Below are 17,959 nucleotides of genomic sequence, written 5' to 3' on the forward strand. Positions count from 1 at the left end.
TCTCGCTATAATGGACGGTCATTAAAGAGTTACCGAGTGAAGTCATGGCTGATCCCCGAACAGATAACCGAAACCGTAAACCTTCCGATGCGCAGGTCGATGCGATTAAAGTTCCTCCCCATTCCTTAGAAGCTGAGCAGTCCGTGATCGGCGGCTTGCTGCTGGATAACGAACGCTGGGACACGGTCTCTGAACGTGTATTGACATCGGACTTTTACAGCCGTCCGCACCGCCTGATTTTTGATGGTGTGAAGTCGATTCTGGATGCGGGTAAGCCACTCGATTTGATCACGCTGTCGGAATTTCTTGAGCAACGTGAACAGCTGGAAGACGTGGGCGGTTTTGCCTATTTGGCGGATCTGGCTAAAAATACTCCGAGTGCGGCCAACATTAACGCCTATGCGGAGATCGTGGCTGAACGTGCGCTGGTGCGCAATCTGATTGGGGTGGCGAATGAAATTGCCGATGCGGGTTACGATCCGCAAGGCCGCAGTTCTGAAGACCTGCTCGATCTGGCGGAAAGTAAAGTATTTGCGATTGCAGAAGCGCGCACCACCGAAAATGAAGGCCCACAGAACGTCGACAACATTCTGGAAAAAACGCTTGAGCGTATCGAGCTGCTTTATAAAACGCCGCAGGATGGTGTGACCGGGGTGAATACCGGCTTTACTGACCTCAACAAGAAAACGGCAGGTTTGCAGGGGTCTGATTTGATCATCGTCGCGGCACGTCCATCGATGGGTAAAACCACGTTTGCGATGAACTTGTGTGAAAACGCGGCGATGGAGCAGGAAAAGCCGGTGCTGATCTTCTCGCTGGAGATGCCCGCCGAACAGATCATGATGCGTATGCTGGCTTCGCTGTCTCGCGTCGATCAAACCAAAATCCGTACCGGTCAGCTCGATGATGAGGACTGGGCGCGAATCTCTTCGACCATGGGTATTCTCATGGAGAAGAAGAACATGTACATCGATGACAGCTCCGGTCTGACGCCGACCGACGTGCGCTCACGTGCGCGCCGTATTGCCCGTGAACATGGCGGTTTGTCGCTCATCATGGTCGACTACCTGCAGCTGATGCGTGTACCTGCGTTGTCGGATAACCGAACGCTGGAAATCGCTGAGATCTCCCGCTCGCTGAAAGCGCTGGCGAAAGAGCTGAATGTGCCAGTGGTGGCGCTGTCGCAGCTCAACCGCTCGCTGGAACAACGAGCCGACAAACGCCCGGTTAACTCGGACTTGCGTGAATCCGGCTCCATCGAGCAGGACGCGGACTTGATTATGTTTATCTACCGTGACGAGGTTTACCATCCTGACAGTGCGCTCAAAGGCACCGCCGAGATCATCATCGGTAAACAGCGTAACGGCCCTATCGGTTCTGTACGTCTGACCTTCCAGGGCCAGTTCTCCCGCTTTGATAATTATGCAGGACCGGCATTTGACGACGATGAGTAAAACGATGAGTTACATGAAAGCCGCGACGGCCTGTATTAACCTGGACGCTCTACAGCACAACCTGCAACAGATTAAGCAGCAAGCGCCCAACAGTAAATTGATGGCCGTGGTGAAAGCAAACGGGTACGGGCATGGTCTGCGTCATGTTGCTAAACATGCTTTAGGTGCAGATGCCTTTGGCGTGGCTCGTATCGAAGAAGCGCTGCAATTACGTGCCAGCGGTGTGGTTAAACCGATTCTGCTGCTTGAAGGGTTCTATTCAGCGGGTGATTTACCAGTTTTGGTGACCAACAATATTCAAACCGTGCTGCACTGCGAAGAACAGTTGCAGGCACTGGAAAGCGCCGAGCTGGAAACGCCGGTGGTGGTGTGGCTGAAAATCGACAGTGGCATGCACCGTTTGGGTGTACGTCCGGAGCAGTACGCGCAGTTTGTGGAACGGTTGCATGCTTGCAACAATGTGGCGAAGCCACTGCGCTATATGAGCCATTTTGGTTGTGCCGATGAGCTGGATAAATCCACGACAAACGAACAAATTGAACTATTTTTGTCGTTGACTAACGGCTGTGAAGGTGAACGCTCAATGGCGGCATCGGCAGGCTTGCTGGCGTGGCCGCGAAGCCAGATGGAATGGGTTCGCCCTGGAATCATCATGTACGGCGTGTCGCCCTTTGCTGACAAGAATGCTCAGCAGCTGGGTTATCAACCGGTGATGACTCTGAAATCACACCTCATTGCGGTTCGTGATGTGAAAGCCGGGGAGAGTGTCGGTTATGGCGCTATCTGGACCAGCGCACGTGACACCAAAATCGGTGTGATTGCGATTGGTTACGGTGATGGTTATCCACGCACGGCACCGAATGGTACACCCGTGGTGGTCAATGGTCGTATTGTGCCTTTGGCTGGTCGCGTCTCGATGGATATGCTGACGGTCGATCTAGGACCGGACGCCAAGGACAAAGTCGGTGATGAAGCCATTTTGTGGGGCAGTGAGCTTCCCGTAGAAGAAGTCGCCAGTCATATTGGTACCTTGGGCTATGAGCTGGTGACCAAACTGACATCCCGCGTCGACATGTCGTATTACGGAGCAGGCCTATAGGCCTGCTTTTTTATTCGCCCTGCAGGGTGGCAATGATGCGGCGTTTACCGCCGTGGTTACGGTGCTCTCCCAAGTAAATGCCTTGCCATGTTCCCAAAGCTAAACGACCTTGCGAAATGGGAATCGTCACGCTGGAGCCGAGCAACGACGCTTTGATGTGAGCGGGCATGTCATCATCACCTTCGTAGGTGTGGACATAATACGGTGCGCGTTCGGGAACAAAGTGATTAAAGTGCTGTTCCATATCCGAACGAACCGTTGGATCCGCATTTTCGTTGATGGTCAGACTGGCGGATGTATGTTGAATAAACAGATGTAGCAAACCGACAGAAATATCAGCCAACTGAGGTAATTGTTGTTCAATTTCATCAGTAATCAAATGAAAGCCTCGTGGATATGCACGCAGGTGAATTTGCTGTTGAGCCCACATTCTCATCTCTCCATAATCTGATTGGCAAACGGGCAGATAAACGCTATGGTTGGCGCCAAGTGATTGCAACACAATTGGGTAAACACTCGGCGTTTACGTGACTTAACTCAATGTGGGGGTACATGAGCTGAGTCATAATTGTGCATTGAAAATTTATTACACTTTGATCTGCTTCAGGCAGAGAATTTTATCATTTTCTTTTTGCTTAATCGGGGATTCTGCATTCTTGGCGCCAGTGACTAAGATTAGTGGAATAAAATCGACAGTAACATCGGGATAGATACCATGTTGAAAAATATCAATCCAACGCAAACTCAAGCTTGGAAAGCACTGACCGCGCATTTTGAATCGGCGCAGGATATGGACCTCAAAACTCTGTTCGCAGAGGACAGCCAGCGTTTCGCAAAATACTCGACTCGTTTCGGTAACGACATTCTGGTCGACTACTCTAAGAACCTGGTCAATGAAGAAACCATGAAGCACCTGTTCGCTCTGGCTGAAGAGACCGACGTGAAAAGCGCGATTCAGGCGATGTTCAGTGGTGAAGCGATCAACCAGACTGAAGGCCGTTCTGTGCTGCACACCGCGTTGCGTAATCGCAGCAATACGCCAGTGATGGTGAAAGGCGAAGATGTCATGCCAGCAGTGAATGCTGTGCTTGAGAAAATGAAATCTTTCTCTGAACGTATCATTGGCGGTGAGTGGAAAGGCTTTACTGGCAAAGCGATCACTGACGTTGTCAACATCGGTATCGGTGGCTCTGACCTCGGTCCTTACATGGTGACTGAAGCGCTGACACCATACAAAAACCACCTGACCATGCACTTTGTGTCTAACGTCGATGGTACGCACATTGCAGAAACGCTGAAGAAAGTGAATCCGGAAACGACGCTGTTCCTGGTCGCTTCAAAAACCTTCACCACGCAAGAAACCATGACCAATGCGCACTCTGCGCGTGACTGGTTCCTGGCAACCGCTGGCGATGACGCACACGTAGCAAAACACTTCGCGGCGCTGTCAACCAACGCACAAGCGGTAGCGGAATTTGGTATTGATACCGACAACATGTTCGAGTTCTGGGACTGGGTTGGTGGTCGTTACTCTCTGTGGTCTGCAATCGGCCTGTCTATCATTCTGTCGATCGGTTTTGACAACTTCGTTGAGCTGCTGACGGGCGCGCATGAAATGGACAAGCATTTCGTTGAAACTCCGTTCGAAAGCAATATCCCAATGATCCTGGCGTTGATTGGTATTTGGTACAACAACTTCCACGGTGCCGAATCAGAAGCGATTCTGCCATACGATCAGTACATGCACCGCTTTGCAGCTTACTTCCAGCAAGGCAACATGGAATCTAATGGCAAGTTCGTTGACCGCGACGGCAACCCGGTGACTTACCAGACGGGGCCAATCATTTGGGGTGAACCAGGCACGAATGGTCAGCACGCGTTCTACCAGCTGATTCACCAAGGCACGAAGCTGATCCCTTGTGACTTCATCGCACCAGCTCTGACTCACAATGCCGTCAGCGACCACCATCAGAAACTGATGTCGAACTTCTTCGCGCAAACGGAAGCGTTGGCATTCGGTAAATCAGCAGAAGTGGTGAAAGCAGAATTCATCAAAGCGGGTAAAACAGAAGAAGAAGTAGCGGCACTGATTCCATTCAAAGTGTTTGAAGGTAACCGTCCGACGAACTCTATTCTGGTGAAACAGATTACTCCACGTTCGCTGGGTAACCTGATCGCAATGTACGAACACAAAATCTTCGTTCAGGGCGTGATTTGGAACATCTTCACCTTTGACCAATGGGGTGTGGAACTGGGCAAACAGCTGGCAAACCAAATCCTGCCTGAACTGGCAGATGGCGCGCAAATCAGCTCTCACGACAGTTCAACGAATGGCCTGATCAACGCATTTAAAGCGTTTAGTGGCTAATTAGGCGATTCCGGGTCTAGGCCCGGAGTCACAGATAAAAAAAGCGGATGCCTTGGCATCCGCTTTTTATTGGAATTGAATCAGAAAGGTTATTCGAAACAGATTTCGATGAAGGCATTTCCCCACTGCGAGGCAAATGGCATGATGATGATCGAACCTTCACATTTGTGACGAATGGTGTGTCCCTTGCCGGAAACAACAACCGGGGTTGCCATATCAAAATCAAACCCACTTTCGGCCAGAATACGTTTCGCGCCGCCAGTGACCATGTTGGTGATTTCACCCACCATGTCCGTCACTTCTTCATTTAACCCGTTCGGTCGCTCGCCCAGCATATTCTGCATAATTTCCAGAGCCAGACTTTCATCGAAAGTGATCGACATGGAGCCGCGAGTTTGCTGCCCAACCATACCAATCAGGCCGGACACATCACCTCGGGCAATTTCGTCTTTTTTCAGACGAGGTTTCTGAGGCTTCAGTTCGAGAGAAGCCATCGTTTTTAACACGTTCAGCAGAGACGCTAAAAACGGGTTTACAAATTCAGCGCGCATAACCTTCTTCTATTGTTTCATTCTTTACTTCGAGGAACACGATTGGCATACACCATGAGACTCAATCACATGATTGACGATTTTAAAGCCGTGTTTCTCCGCGTTGTTTGCCAGCAAGGCTATCAGACTATCATCTTGCAATTCAATAACGTTGCCGCACTGGTCACAAATCAATAGCTGAGAAAAGTGCTTATGGGCATTACAGGAGCAGCAGGATATAAAGCTGTTGGTTGATTCCACCCGGTGTATGAAGCCTTGTTCCATCAGAAAATCCAGCGCCCGGTATACCGTGGGTGGTTTCGCCTGAGGTTCACTCTGCTTCAGATCTTCCAGCAATTCATAAGCACTGGAGGCTTTTTTGCTGGCACAGATGAGCTCAAATACCCGTTTTCGCTGAGAAGTCAGCCTGACACCTCGTGCCGCACATATTTCTTCAATCTGTTTGGTAAGCTTATTGTCCAAATCTATCACCATAACCGTCGGACTTTAGTAATCATATACTATTTCCGGATGAATATCGTTTTGCTCATCAATAAATCTGGCTTGATTCAAACACTAACAACGATATTCCCATAGATAAGCGCTAAGTTACCTTATCTTGCCGTAAAACGATACTACCGAAGAACTGTTGGCGATATAAACAGAAGCGATTACAATGCCAAACTTTCTTTTTGGTCACCCGGTGGCCGAATGCTTGTTGATTGAAATGGGGATGTTGAACCAATGACTCACTCATGCCGGCTTTCTGTGGCGCCAATGTTAGATTGGACTGACCGCCACTGCCGCTATTTCCATCGTTTGCTGTCATCGCAAACCTTGCTTTATACCGAAATGGTAACCACAGGTGCGATCATCCATGGAAAGGGTGACTTCTTGGCGTACAACGAGGAGGAACACCCGGTTGCGTTGCAGCTTGGTGGTTCGAACCCAGCGGATCTGGCGCGTTGTGCCAAACTGGCGCAGGAACGCGGTTACGATGAAATTAACCTCAATGTCGGCTGTCCGTCAGATCGCGTACAGAACGGCCGCTTTGGTGCTTGCCTGATGGCGGAACCTGATTTGGTTGCGCAGTGTGTCGCGGCGATGAAAGAGGTGGTGGATATTCCGGTAACGGTGAAAACCCGTATCGGTATCGACGATCAGGACTCGTATGAGTTTCTGACTAACTTCGTCACGTTGGTGTCTGAAAAAGGTGGCTGCGAGCAGTTCACCATTCATGCACGCAAAGCGTGGTTGAGCGGTTTGAGCCCGAAAGAGAACCGCGAGATCCCGCCGCTGGATTACCCTCGTGCGTATCAGCTTAAGCAGGATTTTCCACATCTGACCATCGCTGTTAATGGTGGGGTGAAGACGTTGGCTGAAGCCAAAGAACATCTCCAACATCTGGATGGCGTCATGATCGGCCGTGAAGCGTACCAAAGCCCATACTTGCTGGCAGAAGTGGATCAGCAAATCTTTGGTCTGGATACGCCGGTGAAGAAGCGTTCGCAGCTGGTGCAAGAAATGTATCCGTACATTGAGCAGCAACTGGCACAGGGAAGCTATCTGGGCCACATTACTCGTCATATGCTGGGCCTGTTCCAGAATATGCCGGGCGCGCGTCAGTGGCGTCGCCATATCAGTGAAAACGCACATAAAGCGGGCGCTGGTATTGAAGTGGTTGAGCAGGCGCTGGCCAAAATTCCTTATCAGGAGCTGGATGTGTAAATTTCGCCAACTTATGGTGACTTTAACCAATTAATAGAGGCCGTGGAAGTAGTGTTTTCACGGCCTTTTTATTTTTTCCTTTTTAGAACAGTCAATTACCGTGTTTGTCTTGCTTGGCGCGAAACGTGCAGTGTTGGAGTAAAAAGGAGAGCAATGATGATTGAGCTGATTTTTATTCTGATCTTTGTGGCCAGTCTGTTGGTCACCGGACTCACGGTGTTTGGGGCGCTGATTGCTGCCGCTGTTGCATTTGTGGTGCTGATGTTACTGAGCATGTTAGGGTTTGCAATTAAGTTGCTCCCTTGGATTATCGTGATTGCACTTGGTGTCTGGGTGTACCGCCACTATCAGCAAATTCCGCGTTAAGAATAGCGTCCTGTCCTTAACTAAGCTGGCTTGTGTGCTAATATGCCGATATTGAATATGGCTGAAAATGTGTACTTGGACAGGAGCGACAACAATGAATAAGCCAGCTATGGCGATAGTAACAACGGCGTTTTTATCGCTTTCTTCCACGGCATGGTGTGAGGATTCTTCGTACACTGTGAACGTGGGTGCTGAGATGTGGCGAGGAAGTACTAAGATTGACGAAATTCGCCGTGATACGGATTACGCGCCTTCTTTCCATGCTGCGGTCGAAAGTGATATCCGTTACCTGCCCAACGTCAGTGTGCGTTATACCAGTGTTGATGCAGACTATGCGTCTTATGACAAATGGGACTACACCTTCTATTACACGCTGCTTCATCATGATCTGATGAACTTCGATGCCGGCGTAACGCTTACTCGCTACAGCAATACCGACTACCAAGCGCTGGATACCAGAACTTACGATTTTGATGAAACCACTTTTAACTGGTACGCGTCAGCGGCGCTGTCGATCCCGGATACCAATTTTGATGTTATCGGTCAGTTCGATGTTGGTAACAGCAGCGGGATTAAGAGTTCTGATGTGACGGCTGGGATTCAGTATCGACTGCCAATCCAAGATGGCTTATGGACCATAAAAGGTGGCTACCGCGTCATCGATTTGGAATTTGAAGATCTCGCTAAGCAATCTCCAGATACCGAAACGTCCTACGTCTTTGTTGACGGTTGGTTTCTGGGCGCAGAGTTCCGCTTCTGAACCTCTTTCTTTTACGTTAAACGCCACCGCTTTCCGGTGGCGTTTTTGTTCTGTTAACGACAATCTCATCTGCAGAATTCGCAATCCTCCCGAAATAGACCATGCTTAATAAGATGGATCGGCAATATGAGTGAGAGTGGCGATGACTATCACGGAACTGAGAAACCTTTACCGCGAGAACCAGCTTGTAGAAGCCATAATCGAACCCTCTTCTGAAGAAGGCGCATGGATTGTGGAATTTCGTCACCAACGGGGAGGATTTGTGCTGCTGACGGGCACGAATGGCGAGGAGTGCCATTACATCGATCTTGACCAGGCTTCTAAATCGGCGATGGCGGTGGGATTTAAACAGGTGAGAGTGGAATCTAAGTAAGGTGAAATGTTACCCGCCTTACTTCCAAAAAGTTATAAAACATGCTCATCTATTCTTTCTTGTTATTAAGAGGAGTGGTTAATCTATCGTCACGCAATGAATAAGGAAGTCGTGACAATGTCTTCAGGAAACACCATACCAAAAGAGCTAGCTGGGCTTGCAAGCCCACTCAACGACTCGCAGCTAAACCAGCTGCAACAAACGATTTCACAACTCTCACCTCAGCAAATGGCTTGGGTGAGCGGTTATTTCTGGGGGCTAAGCCAGTCTCAGACTCTGGGCGCTTCAGCACCTTTGACTCAGGCGGTTGCACTGACCGCCGCAAAACCTGCAGGTAAGCTGACCATTATCTTTGCTTCGCAAACCGGTAACGCTAAAGGTGTGGCCGAAGCATTAGAACAGGAAGCTCAGGCTGCTGGTATCGCGGTACAATTGTTTGATGCCAGTGATTACAAAGGCAAAGATCTGGCGAAAGAAACGCATGTGATCTTTGTGGCTTCAACCAATGGTGAAGGCGAAGCGCCTGACAACGCGCTGGAGCTGTATGAATTCCTGCAATCGAAAAAAGCTCCGAAACTGCCAAACCTGCAATACGGTGTGATTGGCTTGGGTGACTCGAGCTATGAGTTTTTCTGCCAAACTGGTAAAGACTTCGATGCTTTCCTTGAAAAACTGGGCGCGAAACGCTTTATCGATCGCGTTGATTGTGATGTGGACTATGATGCTCCTGCTGCCGAATGGCGTGCTAAAGCACTAGAAAGTGTCAAAGAAGCGTTGGCGGGTAGCCAGGCGGAAGTGGTTCAGTTGCCCGTTGGCCAAGCCACGACTTCTCACTCTCAGTACAACAAACAAAATCCGTACACCGCGACATTGCTGACCAGCCAGAAAATCACTGGCCGCGATTCGGGCAAAGACGTGCGTCACATCGAAATCGATTTGGCAGACTCGGGTTTGACTTATCAACCGGGCGATGCGTTAGGCGTATGGTATGAAAACAGTGCAGAACTGGCGAATGCTGTGTTGGCGGCGGCAGGTTTGTCTGGTGTTGAAAGTATCGACGTTGATGGTGAGAGTTTATCGCTGCACAGCGCACTGGTCAGCAAATACGAAATCACGGGTTCGAATCCGCAGTTCGTCACTAAGTTTGCTGAGCTGTCTGGCAGTAAGAAACTGCAAAAGCTGGTGGAAGATAAAGACAAGCTACGTGAATACGCGGCAAACACTCAAATTGTCGATGTACTAAAAGAAAAGAAAACCAAGCTCTCAGCTGAACAATTGATTTCTCTGCTACGTCGCCTCACGCCACGTCTGTACTCTATCGCATCCAGCCAATCGGAAGTGGATGAAGAAGTGCACTTGACGGTGGGCATCGTGGAATACGATGTGGATGGCGAAGTTCGTCAGGGCGGCGCGTCCAGCTTTTTGGGACAGCGTTTGGAGGAAGGTGAGTCGGTGAAAGTGTTCATCGAGCACAACAACAACTTCAAACTGCCGCAAGATGATTCAACGCCAGTGATCATGATTGGCCCGGGTACTGGTATTGCGCCGTTCCGCAGCTTTATCCAAGAGCGTGATAACCGCGGAGCGGATGGTAAGAGCTGGTTGTTCTTTGGCGATCGCACCTTCACCCAAGATTTCCTTTACCAAGTGGAATGGCAGAAATACCTGAAGTCGGGCGCGCTGACTCGCTTGGACGTCGCCTTCAGCCGTGACCAACATGAAAAAGTGTACGTGCAACACCGTGTGTTGGAGCAAGCTGAGCAGGTATGGCAATGGCTGCAAGATGGCGCCTACGTTTATATCTGTGGTGATGCCACACGCATGGCGAAAGATGTCCATGAAGCGCTGATCGTCGTCGCGCAGCAACAGGGTGGCCTGTCACGTGAAAAAGCAGAAGAATATTTCAATGAGCTTCGTAAAGCGAAACGTTACCAGAGGGATGTGTACTAATGAGCACCAAGATTGAAAACAACGTACAGGAAGTTCTTGGCGAAGTGCTCGGCTCGCTTTCTGATAATGAACGTCTCAAGCGCGAAAGTAATTTCCTACGCGGCACGATCGAACAAGATCTGCAAGATCGCATCACGGGCGGATTTACCGCTGATAACTTCCAGCTGATCCGCTTCCACGGAATGTATCAGCAGGATGACCGTGACATTCGCAACGAACGTACTAAACAGAAACTGGAGCCGCTGCACAATGTGATGCTGCGTGCTCGTATGCCGGGCGGCATCATCCAGCCAAAACAGTGGCTGGCGATCGATAAGTTTGCGACCGAGCACTCGCTGTATGGCAGTATCCGTCTGACGACCCGCCAGACCTTTCAGTTCCATGGCGTTCTGAAACCGAACATTAAACTGATGCACCAGACACTCAACAGCATCGGTATCGATTCGATTGCGACCGCGGGTGACGTAAACCGTAACGTACTATGTACCTCAAACCCGGTGGAATCTGAGCTGCATCAAGAAGCGTACGAATGGGCATCGAGAATCAGTGAGCATCTGCTGCCAAAAACGCGTGCTTATGCCGAAATCTGGTTGGATGGTGAGAAAGTTGAAGCCACCGATGAGGAACCGATTCTGGGCAGTAACTACTTACCGCGTAAATTCAAAACGACCGTGGTGATCCCGCCACAAAATGACGTGGACGTGCACGCTAACGATCTTAACTTTGTGGCGATTGCGGACAACGGCAAGCTGGTTGGCTTTAACGTGCTGGTGGGCGGTGGTCTGGCGATGACGCATGGCGACACCTCGACTTATCCGCGTCGCGCTGATGACTTCGGCTTTATTCCACTGGATAAAACGTTAGACGTTGCTGCTGCCGTGGTCACAACACAACGCGATTGGGGTAACCGTTCAAACCGTAAGAACGCGAAAACCAAATACACGCTGGATCGTGTTGGCGTTGATGTCTTTAAAGCGGAAGTGGAAAAACGTGCGGGCGTGACGTTTGGCGATAGCCGTCCATACGAGTTCACTGAACGCGGGGATCGTATCGGTTGGGTAGAAGGCATCGATGGCAAGCATCACCTGACGCTGTTCATTGAAAACGGACGTTTGTTAGATTTCCCTGGCAAGCCACTTAAAACCGGTGTGGCGGAAATTGCGAAGATTCACCAAGGCGATTTCCGTATGACGGCAAACCAAAACTTGATCATCGCTGGTGTCCCGGCTGATCAAAAAGCCGCGATCGAAGCATTGGCAGTGTCACATGGCTTAATGGACAGCAGTGTCAGCGAGCAGCGTAAGAATTCGATGGCGTGTGTGGCGTTCCCAACCTGTCCGTTGGCGATGGCTGAAGCTGAACGCTTCCTGCCGGAGTTTGTCACCCAGGTTGAAGGTATTCTGGAAAAACACGCGCTGCCAAAAGAAGACAACATCATTCTGCGTGTCACTGGTTGTCCGAACGGTTGTGGCCGCGCGATGCTGGCTGAAATCGGTTTGGTGGGTAAAGCGCCTGGCCGTTACAATTTGCACCTCGGTGGCAACCGCGCGGGAACTCGTGTGCCGAAGATGTATAAAGAGAACATCACCGACAAACAGATCCTGGAAGAAATTGATACGCTGGTGGGCCGTTGGGCGAAAGAGCGTGAGCTGGGTGAAGGGTTTGGTGATTTCACGATTCGTATCGGCATCATCCAAGAAGTGATCGTGTCTAAGAGGGACTTTTATGCCTGAGATCGTCGCGACTCCGAATTTGGCGGAGTTGTTAACGTTCACCAAGGCGGAGCAGGCGCTCCACTTGGCCGAAGTTAACGCGTATTTAGAAACGCTCACGGCGCAGGAACGTGTCGTTTGGGCTCTGGAAAACTTACCGGGTACTCATGCGGTCTCTTCCAGCTTTGGAATTCAGGCTGCAGTGATGCTGCATTTGGTGACGTCAGTCAACAAGGATGTCCCTGTGGTTTTGACCGACACGGGCTATTTGTTTCCGGAAACCTACCAGTTTATTGATCAACTGACGGAGCGTTTGAATCTGAATCTCAAGATTTACACCGCAGAGATGTCGTCCGCGTGGCAGGAAGCTCGCTTTGGTAAATTGTGGGAACAGGGCGTGACGGGGATTGAGCAATACAATCGCATCAATAAAGTGGAACCGATGCGCCGTGCGCTGCATGAACTTGAAGTTGGTACTTGGTTCTCGGGCTTGCGCCGTGAGCAATCGAAGTCACGGGCGACCTTACCGATTCTTGCGGTTCAAAATGGTGTCTTCAAATTCCTTCCGGTGATCGATTGGACCAATAAAGATGTCCACTATTACCTGAAAGACAACGATCTGCCGTATCACCCGCTTTGGGATCAGGGCTACCTGTCGGTTGGTGATACACATACCACGCGTAAGTGGGAACCGGGAATGAGCGAAGAAGAAACGCGATTCTTTGGTTTGAAGCGAGAATGTGGGCTGCATGAAGAGTCTCCTGAGCAAGATGGGTCAGGTATCTAAAAAAAGCCGCGCTAGCGGCTTTTTCTATATATAAGAGGTGTGGGCTAACCGCGATCCAAGTGCTAAATAGAATAACTCTGTGGATAAGTTGTACGTATCATTGGGGTAAAATTGGATAAATAAGGCTTTGAGCGTTAATTCATCACTTAAGTGTTATTTTTGCATTTTTTCAGAAAAAGTACTTGCCAGTGTGATTAGGATCTCTATAATGCCACCTCGTCGACAGGGCAAGGGCTCACAAGGGTTCAAGGCTAGTCAGACAGGCCAGAAAGAAAAACGAAATGATTTGAAAAAAGTGTTTGACACTGATGATTATCTCGCTAGAATGGCCGCCTCTTCCACGGTGACTCAATCGCTGAAGTAGGAAGAAAGCTCTTTAACAATATAAACCTATCAATCTGTGTGGGCACTCGTTGATGATAATCGCAAAAGATTTATCAATGAACTGAGTGACCAATTTGATACTTCGGTATCGAGCACAGTCAATTCAACATTACGTAGTAATGTTATCACGCGACAACATCACCCTCGGGCGCCCGCTGGCTGACGACCGCGACGTGATGGACGCTGCCAACCGCGCCGGCGTGACCGTGTTTACCCAACAAGATCCGGCAGGACTGGAGCGTCAGGTCGGTGAAGGCGGCCTGCTGCTCTCCGGCGGTCAGCGTCAGGCGGTCGCCATTGCCCGCGCCCTGCTCGGCCGTCCGCCCGTGCTGCTGATGGATGAGCCCACCAGCGCGATGGACAACCGCTCTGAGCTGCAAATCAAACATCAGCTCAGTCAGCTCACCCCGAGTGAGACACTGGTGCTCATCACCCACAAAACCACCATGCTGGATGTGGTCGACCGGGTGATTGTGATGGAGAAAGGCTGCATCATCGCCGACGGCCCGAAAGAGATGGTGCTCAATGACCTGCGCCACGGCAAAGTGAGAGTGGTGCAGTAAGCCACAAAAAAGGGAGCCGAAGCTCCCTTTTTTTACGTCTGAATCAGATACCGATATCTTCTTCGTCGAGTTTCGACGACATCTGAATTTCGTACTGGTTAAAGGTAAACACCGAAGGTCCGTGGACACGTTTGGTGGTTACCCGCTCGTCACCATACTGAATCGTCACGTGAGTAAACACTTTCCCTTTGGCTTCCACCGTGTTGGTTTCCAGCATCTGCTCAAATTCTTCATTAAGCATTTCCAGCGCCATTTTGACCTTTTCCATTCGGTCTGAAGTTTGCGCTTTCTGCTCGTCAATGGTGTGTTCTTCTTCCTCGGTGCGCTGCGCTTTCGGCCGTTTTTTAAACTCCAGCTCACGGCGAATCACATCCATCGTCTCTTCCTGAGTGAGCTTGTATTGCTCTTTGTGTTTTGCGATACGCTCTTTGTACCAACCAAAACGGGCGAACGCCTCGATATTGGTTGCGGTATCGCCCTCAACCCCAAGATTGAAACAGACAATTTTCCCACCCACTTTGGCGCTACCGCCACTGAGCGTTCCTTGCTTTTCGGAGCCATCAAGCACAATCAGATCTGCGCCACAACGCACATCATTACTCATACTGTGGACAGCTAACTGAATGTTTTCCGAAGCTTGCAGCGCAGAATATTGCGCGTAGTTGGCTTTGATACTGCCGCCTGATTTGACCACGCAGCTCTTATCTTCACCATCAGTGACCGTGTGGCCGATGATGCCTTTACCGACTTCAATATCGCCTTGCGCCTGCACATCTGCCGATTCAACGAAACCGCCGATGGTCACCGACCCCGTTGCGCGCACGATCATGCCCGGCTCCACATCACCTGCGATCACCACACAACCTTTGAATTTCACGTGCCCGGTCGCGACGCTGACGTTGTTAAGACACAGCGCGTTATCAACATCGATGGTCTTGCCTTTGATGATCGGCATGCCGGATTGGCTGGCTAACAGAAGGTTGGGATCGTCAGGCGAGATGATGGTACCTTTCCCCGCGACCAGCGCGGAATCGTTGCCCGGTTTGGGTGGAATAATCTTGCCTTGAACAGTGAAACCGGGTTCGCCTTTGGTTGCCGGCTTACGGCGCATCACGGCCTCGTTTTCACCGACCGTGATGGTTTCACCGAGGTTACGCATATCAATTTTTTCATTGCTTTTGCGTTCTTTGGGCGCCAGTACGCGCTTAGTCACATCATCCACCAGCGGAATAAACTGAGCATCCTGCCCCTGCACGGCTTCTTTGCCTTGCGCCACAGGTTGAGTGAAGATTTCGCCCGGCTTGAGTGTGTTGCTCATTAACAGCACTTTTTTCAGCGCCAGCTTGTTGATGCCTTTAATGACGTGTGACTGAGCCAGCGCATGCACCAGTTCGCTGCCATGTAGTCCGCGGCCGCCGTATGCGCCCGTCACTACCATGCTGGCCAGCATATCCTGTTCACTGAGCACCACTTCAACCACGGCATTGCGCATTTCAGCAACCACAATCCCTTCGTAAGCCTCTCCCTTCAGCTCTCTGGCGCAATTAACAAACCGGGTCACCGAATCATCCAGCACCCGATATTTTCGCGCACCAATTTCCGCTAACGCTTCTGCTAATCCTGCTGCCGAGAACGTTTTGTCGATCTCCTTACCCGCAGGCAATTGAGCGACAACGCTTTTTTTGTTCTCAGAGAGAGTAATGAAATCCTTCCACATACTGCACAACCTTACGGCATTCCTGTCGTTTACAGCACAGTGTATAAAAAATGATACTGAGTCGAAATAATTCGATGTTCAAATTAAGGCTTACATCACTTCTGGAACCAAAGTCTCTCGCTATTGACGAGGTTTACAGTGTAAATACTTAACCGATGGCAGGAAAGGTGTGCGACTCATTGAATACATACACCGCATGCACACATTTTCCGTTGTTGGAGTAATGCAGAGATTCACACAACTCCGACGCCAGCAGTATTCCTCGCCCATAAGTCACATTCGAATCGGTCTGGCTACTTTGCTGACACTCAAAGCCTTTACCGCTGTGTTCCAACGTCATCTCAATACGACCTTTGGCCGGCTGATAATCGACGTTCAGACGAATCCAGTGATACTCGGCAAGTGATTTCAACTTCTCTTCGCGCATCTGGTAATAGTGGAAAAAGCCGTCCGGATCCTCTTTCATGTCCGATTTCAGTTCCAGCAAACCATGTTCGATCGCATTAGAAAACAGCTCAGACAATATCGAGCAGAGCAGATCCAAATGCGCTCCGCCAAGTACCATGCCTTTGAGGAAGTTACGAATCTCGTTCATCACCACCACCTCTTTCAGCACCGCCGCCGGAAAACTGATTTCGCTTTTCACCGGAACATTGCTCAGAAGTAGAGGCTGCGCGAGCTGAACCTGACTGCTGTTGGTAATCGGAAAAACCATGGTGAGAATGGAGAGATCATCCCGCGAACCTGCTTTGGCAAACAGTTTGACCTCTTCATACAACGTCGGGATAAGTTCGCCTTGCGGCACACGCATCAGCAGCGCTTCCAACCGCTCTTCTCCGAACCGTTCCCCCACCGCGTTTTCTGCTTCAGTGATGCCATCGGTATAACCGACGATACGCTGGCCGGGTTCCAGTTTGAAATGTTGCAAATCGCTTTCGAACTCGTTGGATTTCAACACGCCAAGTGGCATGTGTGTCGAGACCAGACGTTTCACCACTCTACCTGCGTCATCGAGAATATAGCCGTCCGGTAAACCTCCGCCCCACCAGGAGACTTCAAAGCCGTTGGCGCGCACTTCAAACACGCTGGCCGCCAGCATCATACCGGTCGGCAAAAAGCTTTCCAGTGAGCGGTTGAGCTCGGTCACCATTTCCCCCAGCGATAATCCTCGTGCCGCGGTGGAGAAGAAGGTTCTCGTTGCCGGAATAGTCGAAATCGCAGCGGGTAAGCCGCTGCCTGTCGCATCCGCAATCATCACGTAAGCTCCGCCATAAGGGCGGCTAGCTGCCACAATTAAATCGCCGTTAAAGATGGTCGACGGCGTTGAGATGTATTCAATGCCAAACAGGTGCTCAACCTGCGCGCTCATCTCTTCCATCAGGTTAGAGAAGATCGATTCCGAAATCGCGTAGTCGTACTGCACCTGTTCACGAAAATGTTGCAACTGATCGCGCTGCTCGGTGACCTCTTTGTGCATCTTCACGGTGCGGTAATGGGCCTGAACTTTGGCAATCAACACATTGCGCTCGACGGGTTTAAGGATGAAGTCATCGCCATACGTCAGACAACGCTCAAACGAATCGTGATCATCGAGTACGGTCAGAAAGATTATCGGAATGTAGTTTTCCGGGAACGCACGACGAATGTCCTGCGCCGTGGTAAAGCCGTCTTTAATCGGCATCATGACATCGAGCAAGATCAGATCCGGCAAGGTGTCCATCTGCTGCATTGCTTCCACCACACCCTGACCATTAGCGAACACATCGATCTGGTCAGCCACATGCGCCAGCATAAAGCGGCACAGTTCTCGGTTGGTGGCATGATCATCCACAACCATCACACGCATGGTAATGCCTCATCGCTTATTCAATGGTGAACTTCTTGTCGAAGCGGGAAATCAACAACACTTTTCGCACCTGCGGCAGCGTGTTTACGATACGTATCATGCCGTCCGGTTGCTCAAGATAGTTTTTCATGTTCAGCAACATACCCAGCGCGGCGCTATCGATGTAATCCACTTTACGCAAATCGACCGTGAAACGGTGATCGTAGCGTTTGGCGTAACTGCTGCGAAAATCTTGCACCAGGTTAAAACAGAAGGTGCCTTCCACCGAAATGGTTACGTGTTTGTTGTTCGTATCGATGCTGGTTTCAATTCCCATGCTCGC

16 protein-coding genes and 1 pseudogene are annotated in these 17,959 nt (G+C 50.3%); 11 read left to right on the forward strand and 6 right to left on the reverse strand.

Going from position 1 to position 17,959, the window contains the following annotated elements; all coding sequences use genetic code 11:
* Positions 1-44 precede the first annotated feature (44 nt).
* Together LGV68_RS20960 and alr are read left to right on the forward strand one after the other, a co-directional pair.
* Complete coding sequence (locus LGV68_RS20960) at positions 45-1,454, forward strand: replicative DNA helicase (RefSeq protein WP_020332712.1); 1,410 nt, start codon at positions 45-47, stop codon at positions 1,452-1,454.
* A gap of 13 nt (positions 1,455-1,467) precedes the next feature.
* Complete coding sequence (gene alr, locus LGV68_RS20965; RefSeq protein ID WP_020332711.1) at positions 1,468-2,553, forward strand: alanine racemase; 1,086 nt, start codon at positions 1,468-1,470, stop codon at positions 2,551-2,553.
* A gap of 10 nt (positions 2,554-2,563) precedes the next feature.
* On the opposite strand, the gene LGV68_RS20970 is transcribed toward alr, so the two are convergent.
* Positions 2,564-2,983: a secondary thiamine-phosphate synthase enzyme YjbQ gene (locus tag LGV68_RS20970; RefSeq protein ID WP_020433737.1), complete on the reverse strand. Its 420-nt coding sequence runs from the start codon at positions 2,981-2,983 to the stop codon at positions 2,564-2,566.
* A 285-nt stretch (positions 2,984-3,268) separates the two neighbouring features.
* On the opposite strand from LGV68_RS20970, the gene pgi reads away from it, so the two are divergent.
* Complete coding sequence (gene pgi, locus LGV68_RS20975) at positions 3,269-4,921, forward strand: glucose-6-phosphate isomerase (protein WP_252535995.1); 1,653 nt, start codon at positions 3,269-3,271, stop codon at positions 4,919-4,921.
* An 89-nt stretch (positions 4,922-5,010) separates the two neighbouring features.
* On the opposite strand, the gene LGV68_RS20980 is transcribed toward pgi, so the two are convergent.
* Entirely contained in the window at positions 5,011-5,472 is a 462-nt protein-coding gene (locus LGV68_RS20980) for a chemotaxis protein CheX (protein ID WP_020433733.1), read from the reverse strand.
* Positions 5,473-5,496: 24 nt separating this feature from the next.
* Complete coding sequence (gene zur, locus LGV68_RS20985) at positions 5,497-5,946, reverse strand: zinc uptake transcriptional repressor Zur (protein ID WP_061056948.1); 450 nt, start codon at positions 5,944-5,946, stop codon at positions 5,497-5,499.
* A 249-nt stretch (positions 5,947-6,195) separates the two neighbouring features.
* Here zur and dusA point away from each other — a divergent pair, with 249 nt between their 5' ends.
* The 8 genes and pseudogenes from dusA to LGV68_RS21025 form a co-directional block, all read left to right on the forward strand.
* Positions 6,196-7,179 (forward strand): tRNA dihydrouridine(20/20a) synthase DusA, encoded by a 984-nt coding sequence (dusA, locus tag LGV68_RS20990; RefSeq protein WP_080650744.1) that lies wholly within the window; start codon positions 6,196-6,198, stop codon positions 7,177-7,179.
* A gap of 156 nt (positions 7,180-7,335) precedes the next feature.
* Positions 7,336-7,545: an envelope stress response protein PspG gene (gene pspG, locus LGV68_RS20995; RefSeq protein WP_024374467.1), complete on the forward strand. Its 210-nt coding sequence runs from the start codon at positions 7,336-7,338 to the stop codon at positions 7,543-7,545.
* Positions 7,546-7,639: 94 nt separating this feature from the next.
* Complete coding sequence (locus LGV68_RS21000; protein WP_252535996.1) at positions 7,640-8,305, forward strand: TIGR04219 family outer membrane beta-barrel protein; 666 nt, start codon at positions 7,640-7,642, stop codon at positions 8,303-8,305.
* A 142-nt stretch (positions 8,306-8,447) separates the two neighbouring features.
* Positions 8,448-8,678, forward strand: coding sequence for a hypothetical protein (locus LGV68_RS21005; RefSeq protein WP_024374468.1), 231 nt, complete (start codon positions 8,448-8,450; stop codon positions 8,676-8,678).
* A 96-nt stretch (positions 8,679-8,774) separates the two neighbouring features.
* Positions 8,775-10,628, forward strand: a complete 1,854-nt coding sequence (locus LGV68_RS21010) for an assimilatory sulfite reductase (NADPH) flavoprotein subunit (RefSeq protein WP_222782150.1) — start codon at positions 8,775-8,777, stop codon at positions 10,626-10,628.
* Positions 10,628-12,361: an assimilatory sulfite reductase (NADPH) hemoprotein subunit gene (gene cysI, locus LGV68_RS21015; protein ID WP_252535997.1), complete on the forward strand. Its 1,734-nt coding sequence runs from the start codon at positions 10,628-10,630 to the stop codon at positions 12,359-12,361. The genes LGV68_RS21010 and cysI overlap by 1 nt, the downstream gene beginning before the upstream one ends.
* Complete coding sequence (locus LGV68_RS21020) at positions 12,354-13,127, forward strand: phosphoadenylyl-sulfate reductase (RefSeq protein WP_047461404.1); 774 nt, start codon at positions 12,354-12,356, stop codon at positions 13,125-13,127. Before cysI ends, LGV68_RS21020 begins: the two co-directional genes overlap by 8 nt.
* Before the next feature lie 512 nt (positions 13,128-13,639).
* Positions 13,640-14,074: pseudogene (locus tag LGV68_RS21025) on the forward strand (ATP-binding cassette domain-containing protein); the annotation flags it as partial.
* Between the two features lie 43 nt (positions 14,075-14,117).
* Here LGV68_RS21025 and LGV68_RS21030 read toward each other — a convergent pair.
* The 3 genes from LGV68_RS21030 to LGV68_RS21040 all read right to left on the reverse strand — a co-directional run bounded on the left by LGV68_RS21030 (position 14,118) and on the right by LGV68_RS21040 (position 17,953).
* On the reverse strand, positions 14,118-15,791 hold the full coding sequence (locus LGV68_RS21030) for a FapA family protein (protein WP_024375227.1): 1,674 nt from the start codon (positions 15,789-15,791) through the stop codon (positions 14,118-14,120).
* Positions 15,792-15,939: 148 nt separating this feature from the next.
* The gene (locus LGV68_RS21035) at positions 15,940-17,628 is read right to left on the reverse strand and encodes a fused response regulator/phosphatase (protein WP_172558672.1); all 1,689 of its coding nucleotides are present in this window, start codon (positions 17,626-17,628) and stop codon (positions 15,940-15,942) included.
* 25 nt (positions 17,629-17,653) lie between these two features.
* Positions 17,654-17,953 carry an STAS domain-containing protein gene (locus LGV68_RS21040; protein ID WP_055453688.1) on the reverse strand — a complete coding sequence of 100 codons (300 nt, stop codon included), beginning with the start codon at positions 17,951-17,953 and terminating at the stop codon, positions 17,654-17,656.
* Positions 17,954-17,959 lie beyond the last annotated feature (6 nt).

The organism is Vibrio sp. LQ2, assembly GCF_023920125.1.
Lineage (GTDB): Bacteria > Pseudomonadota > Gammaproteobacteria > Enterobacterales > Vibrionaceae > Vibrio > Vibrio fluvialis.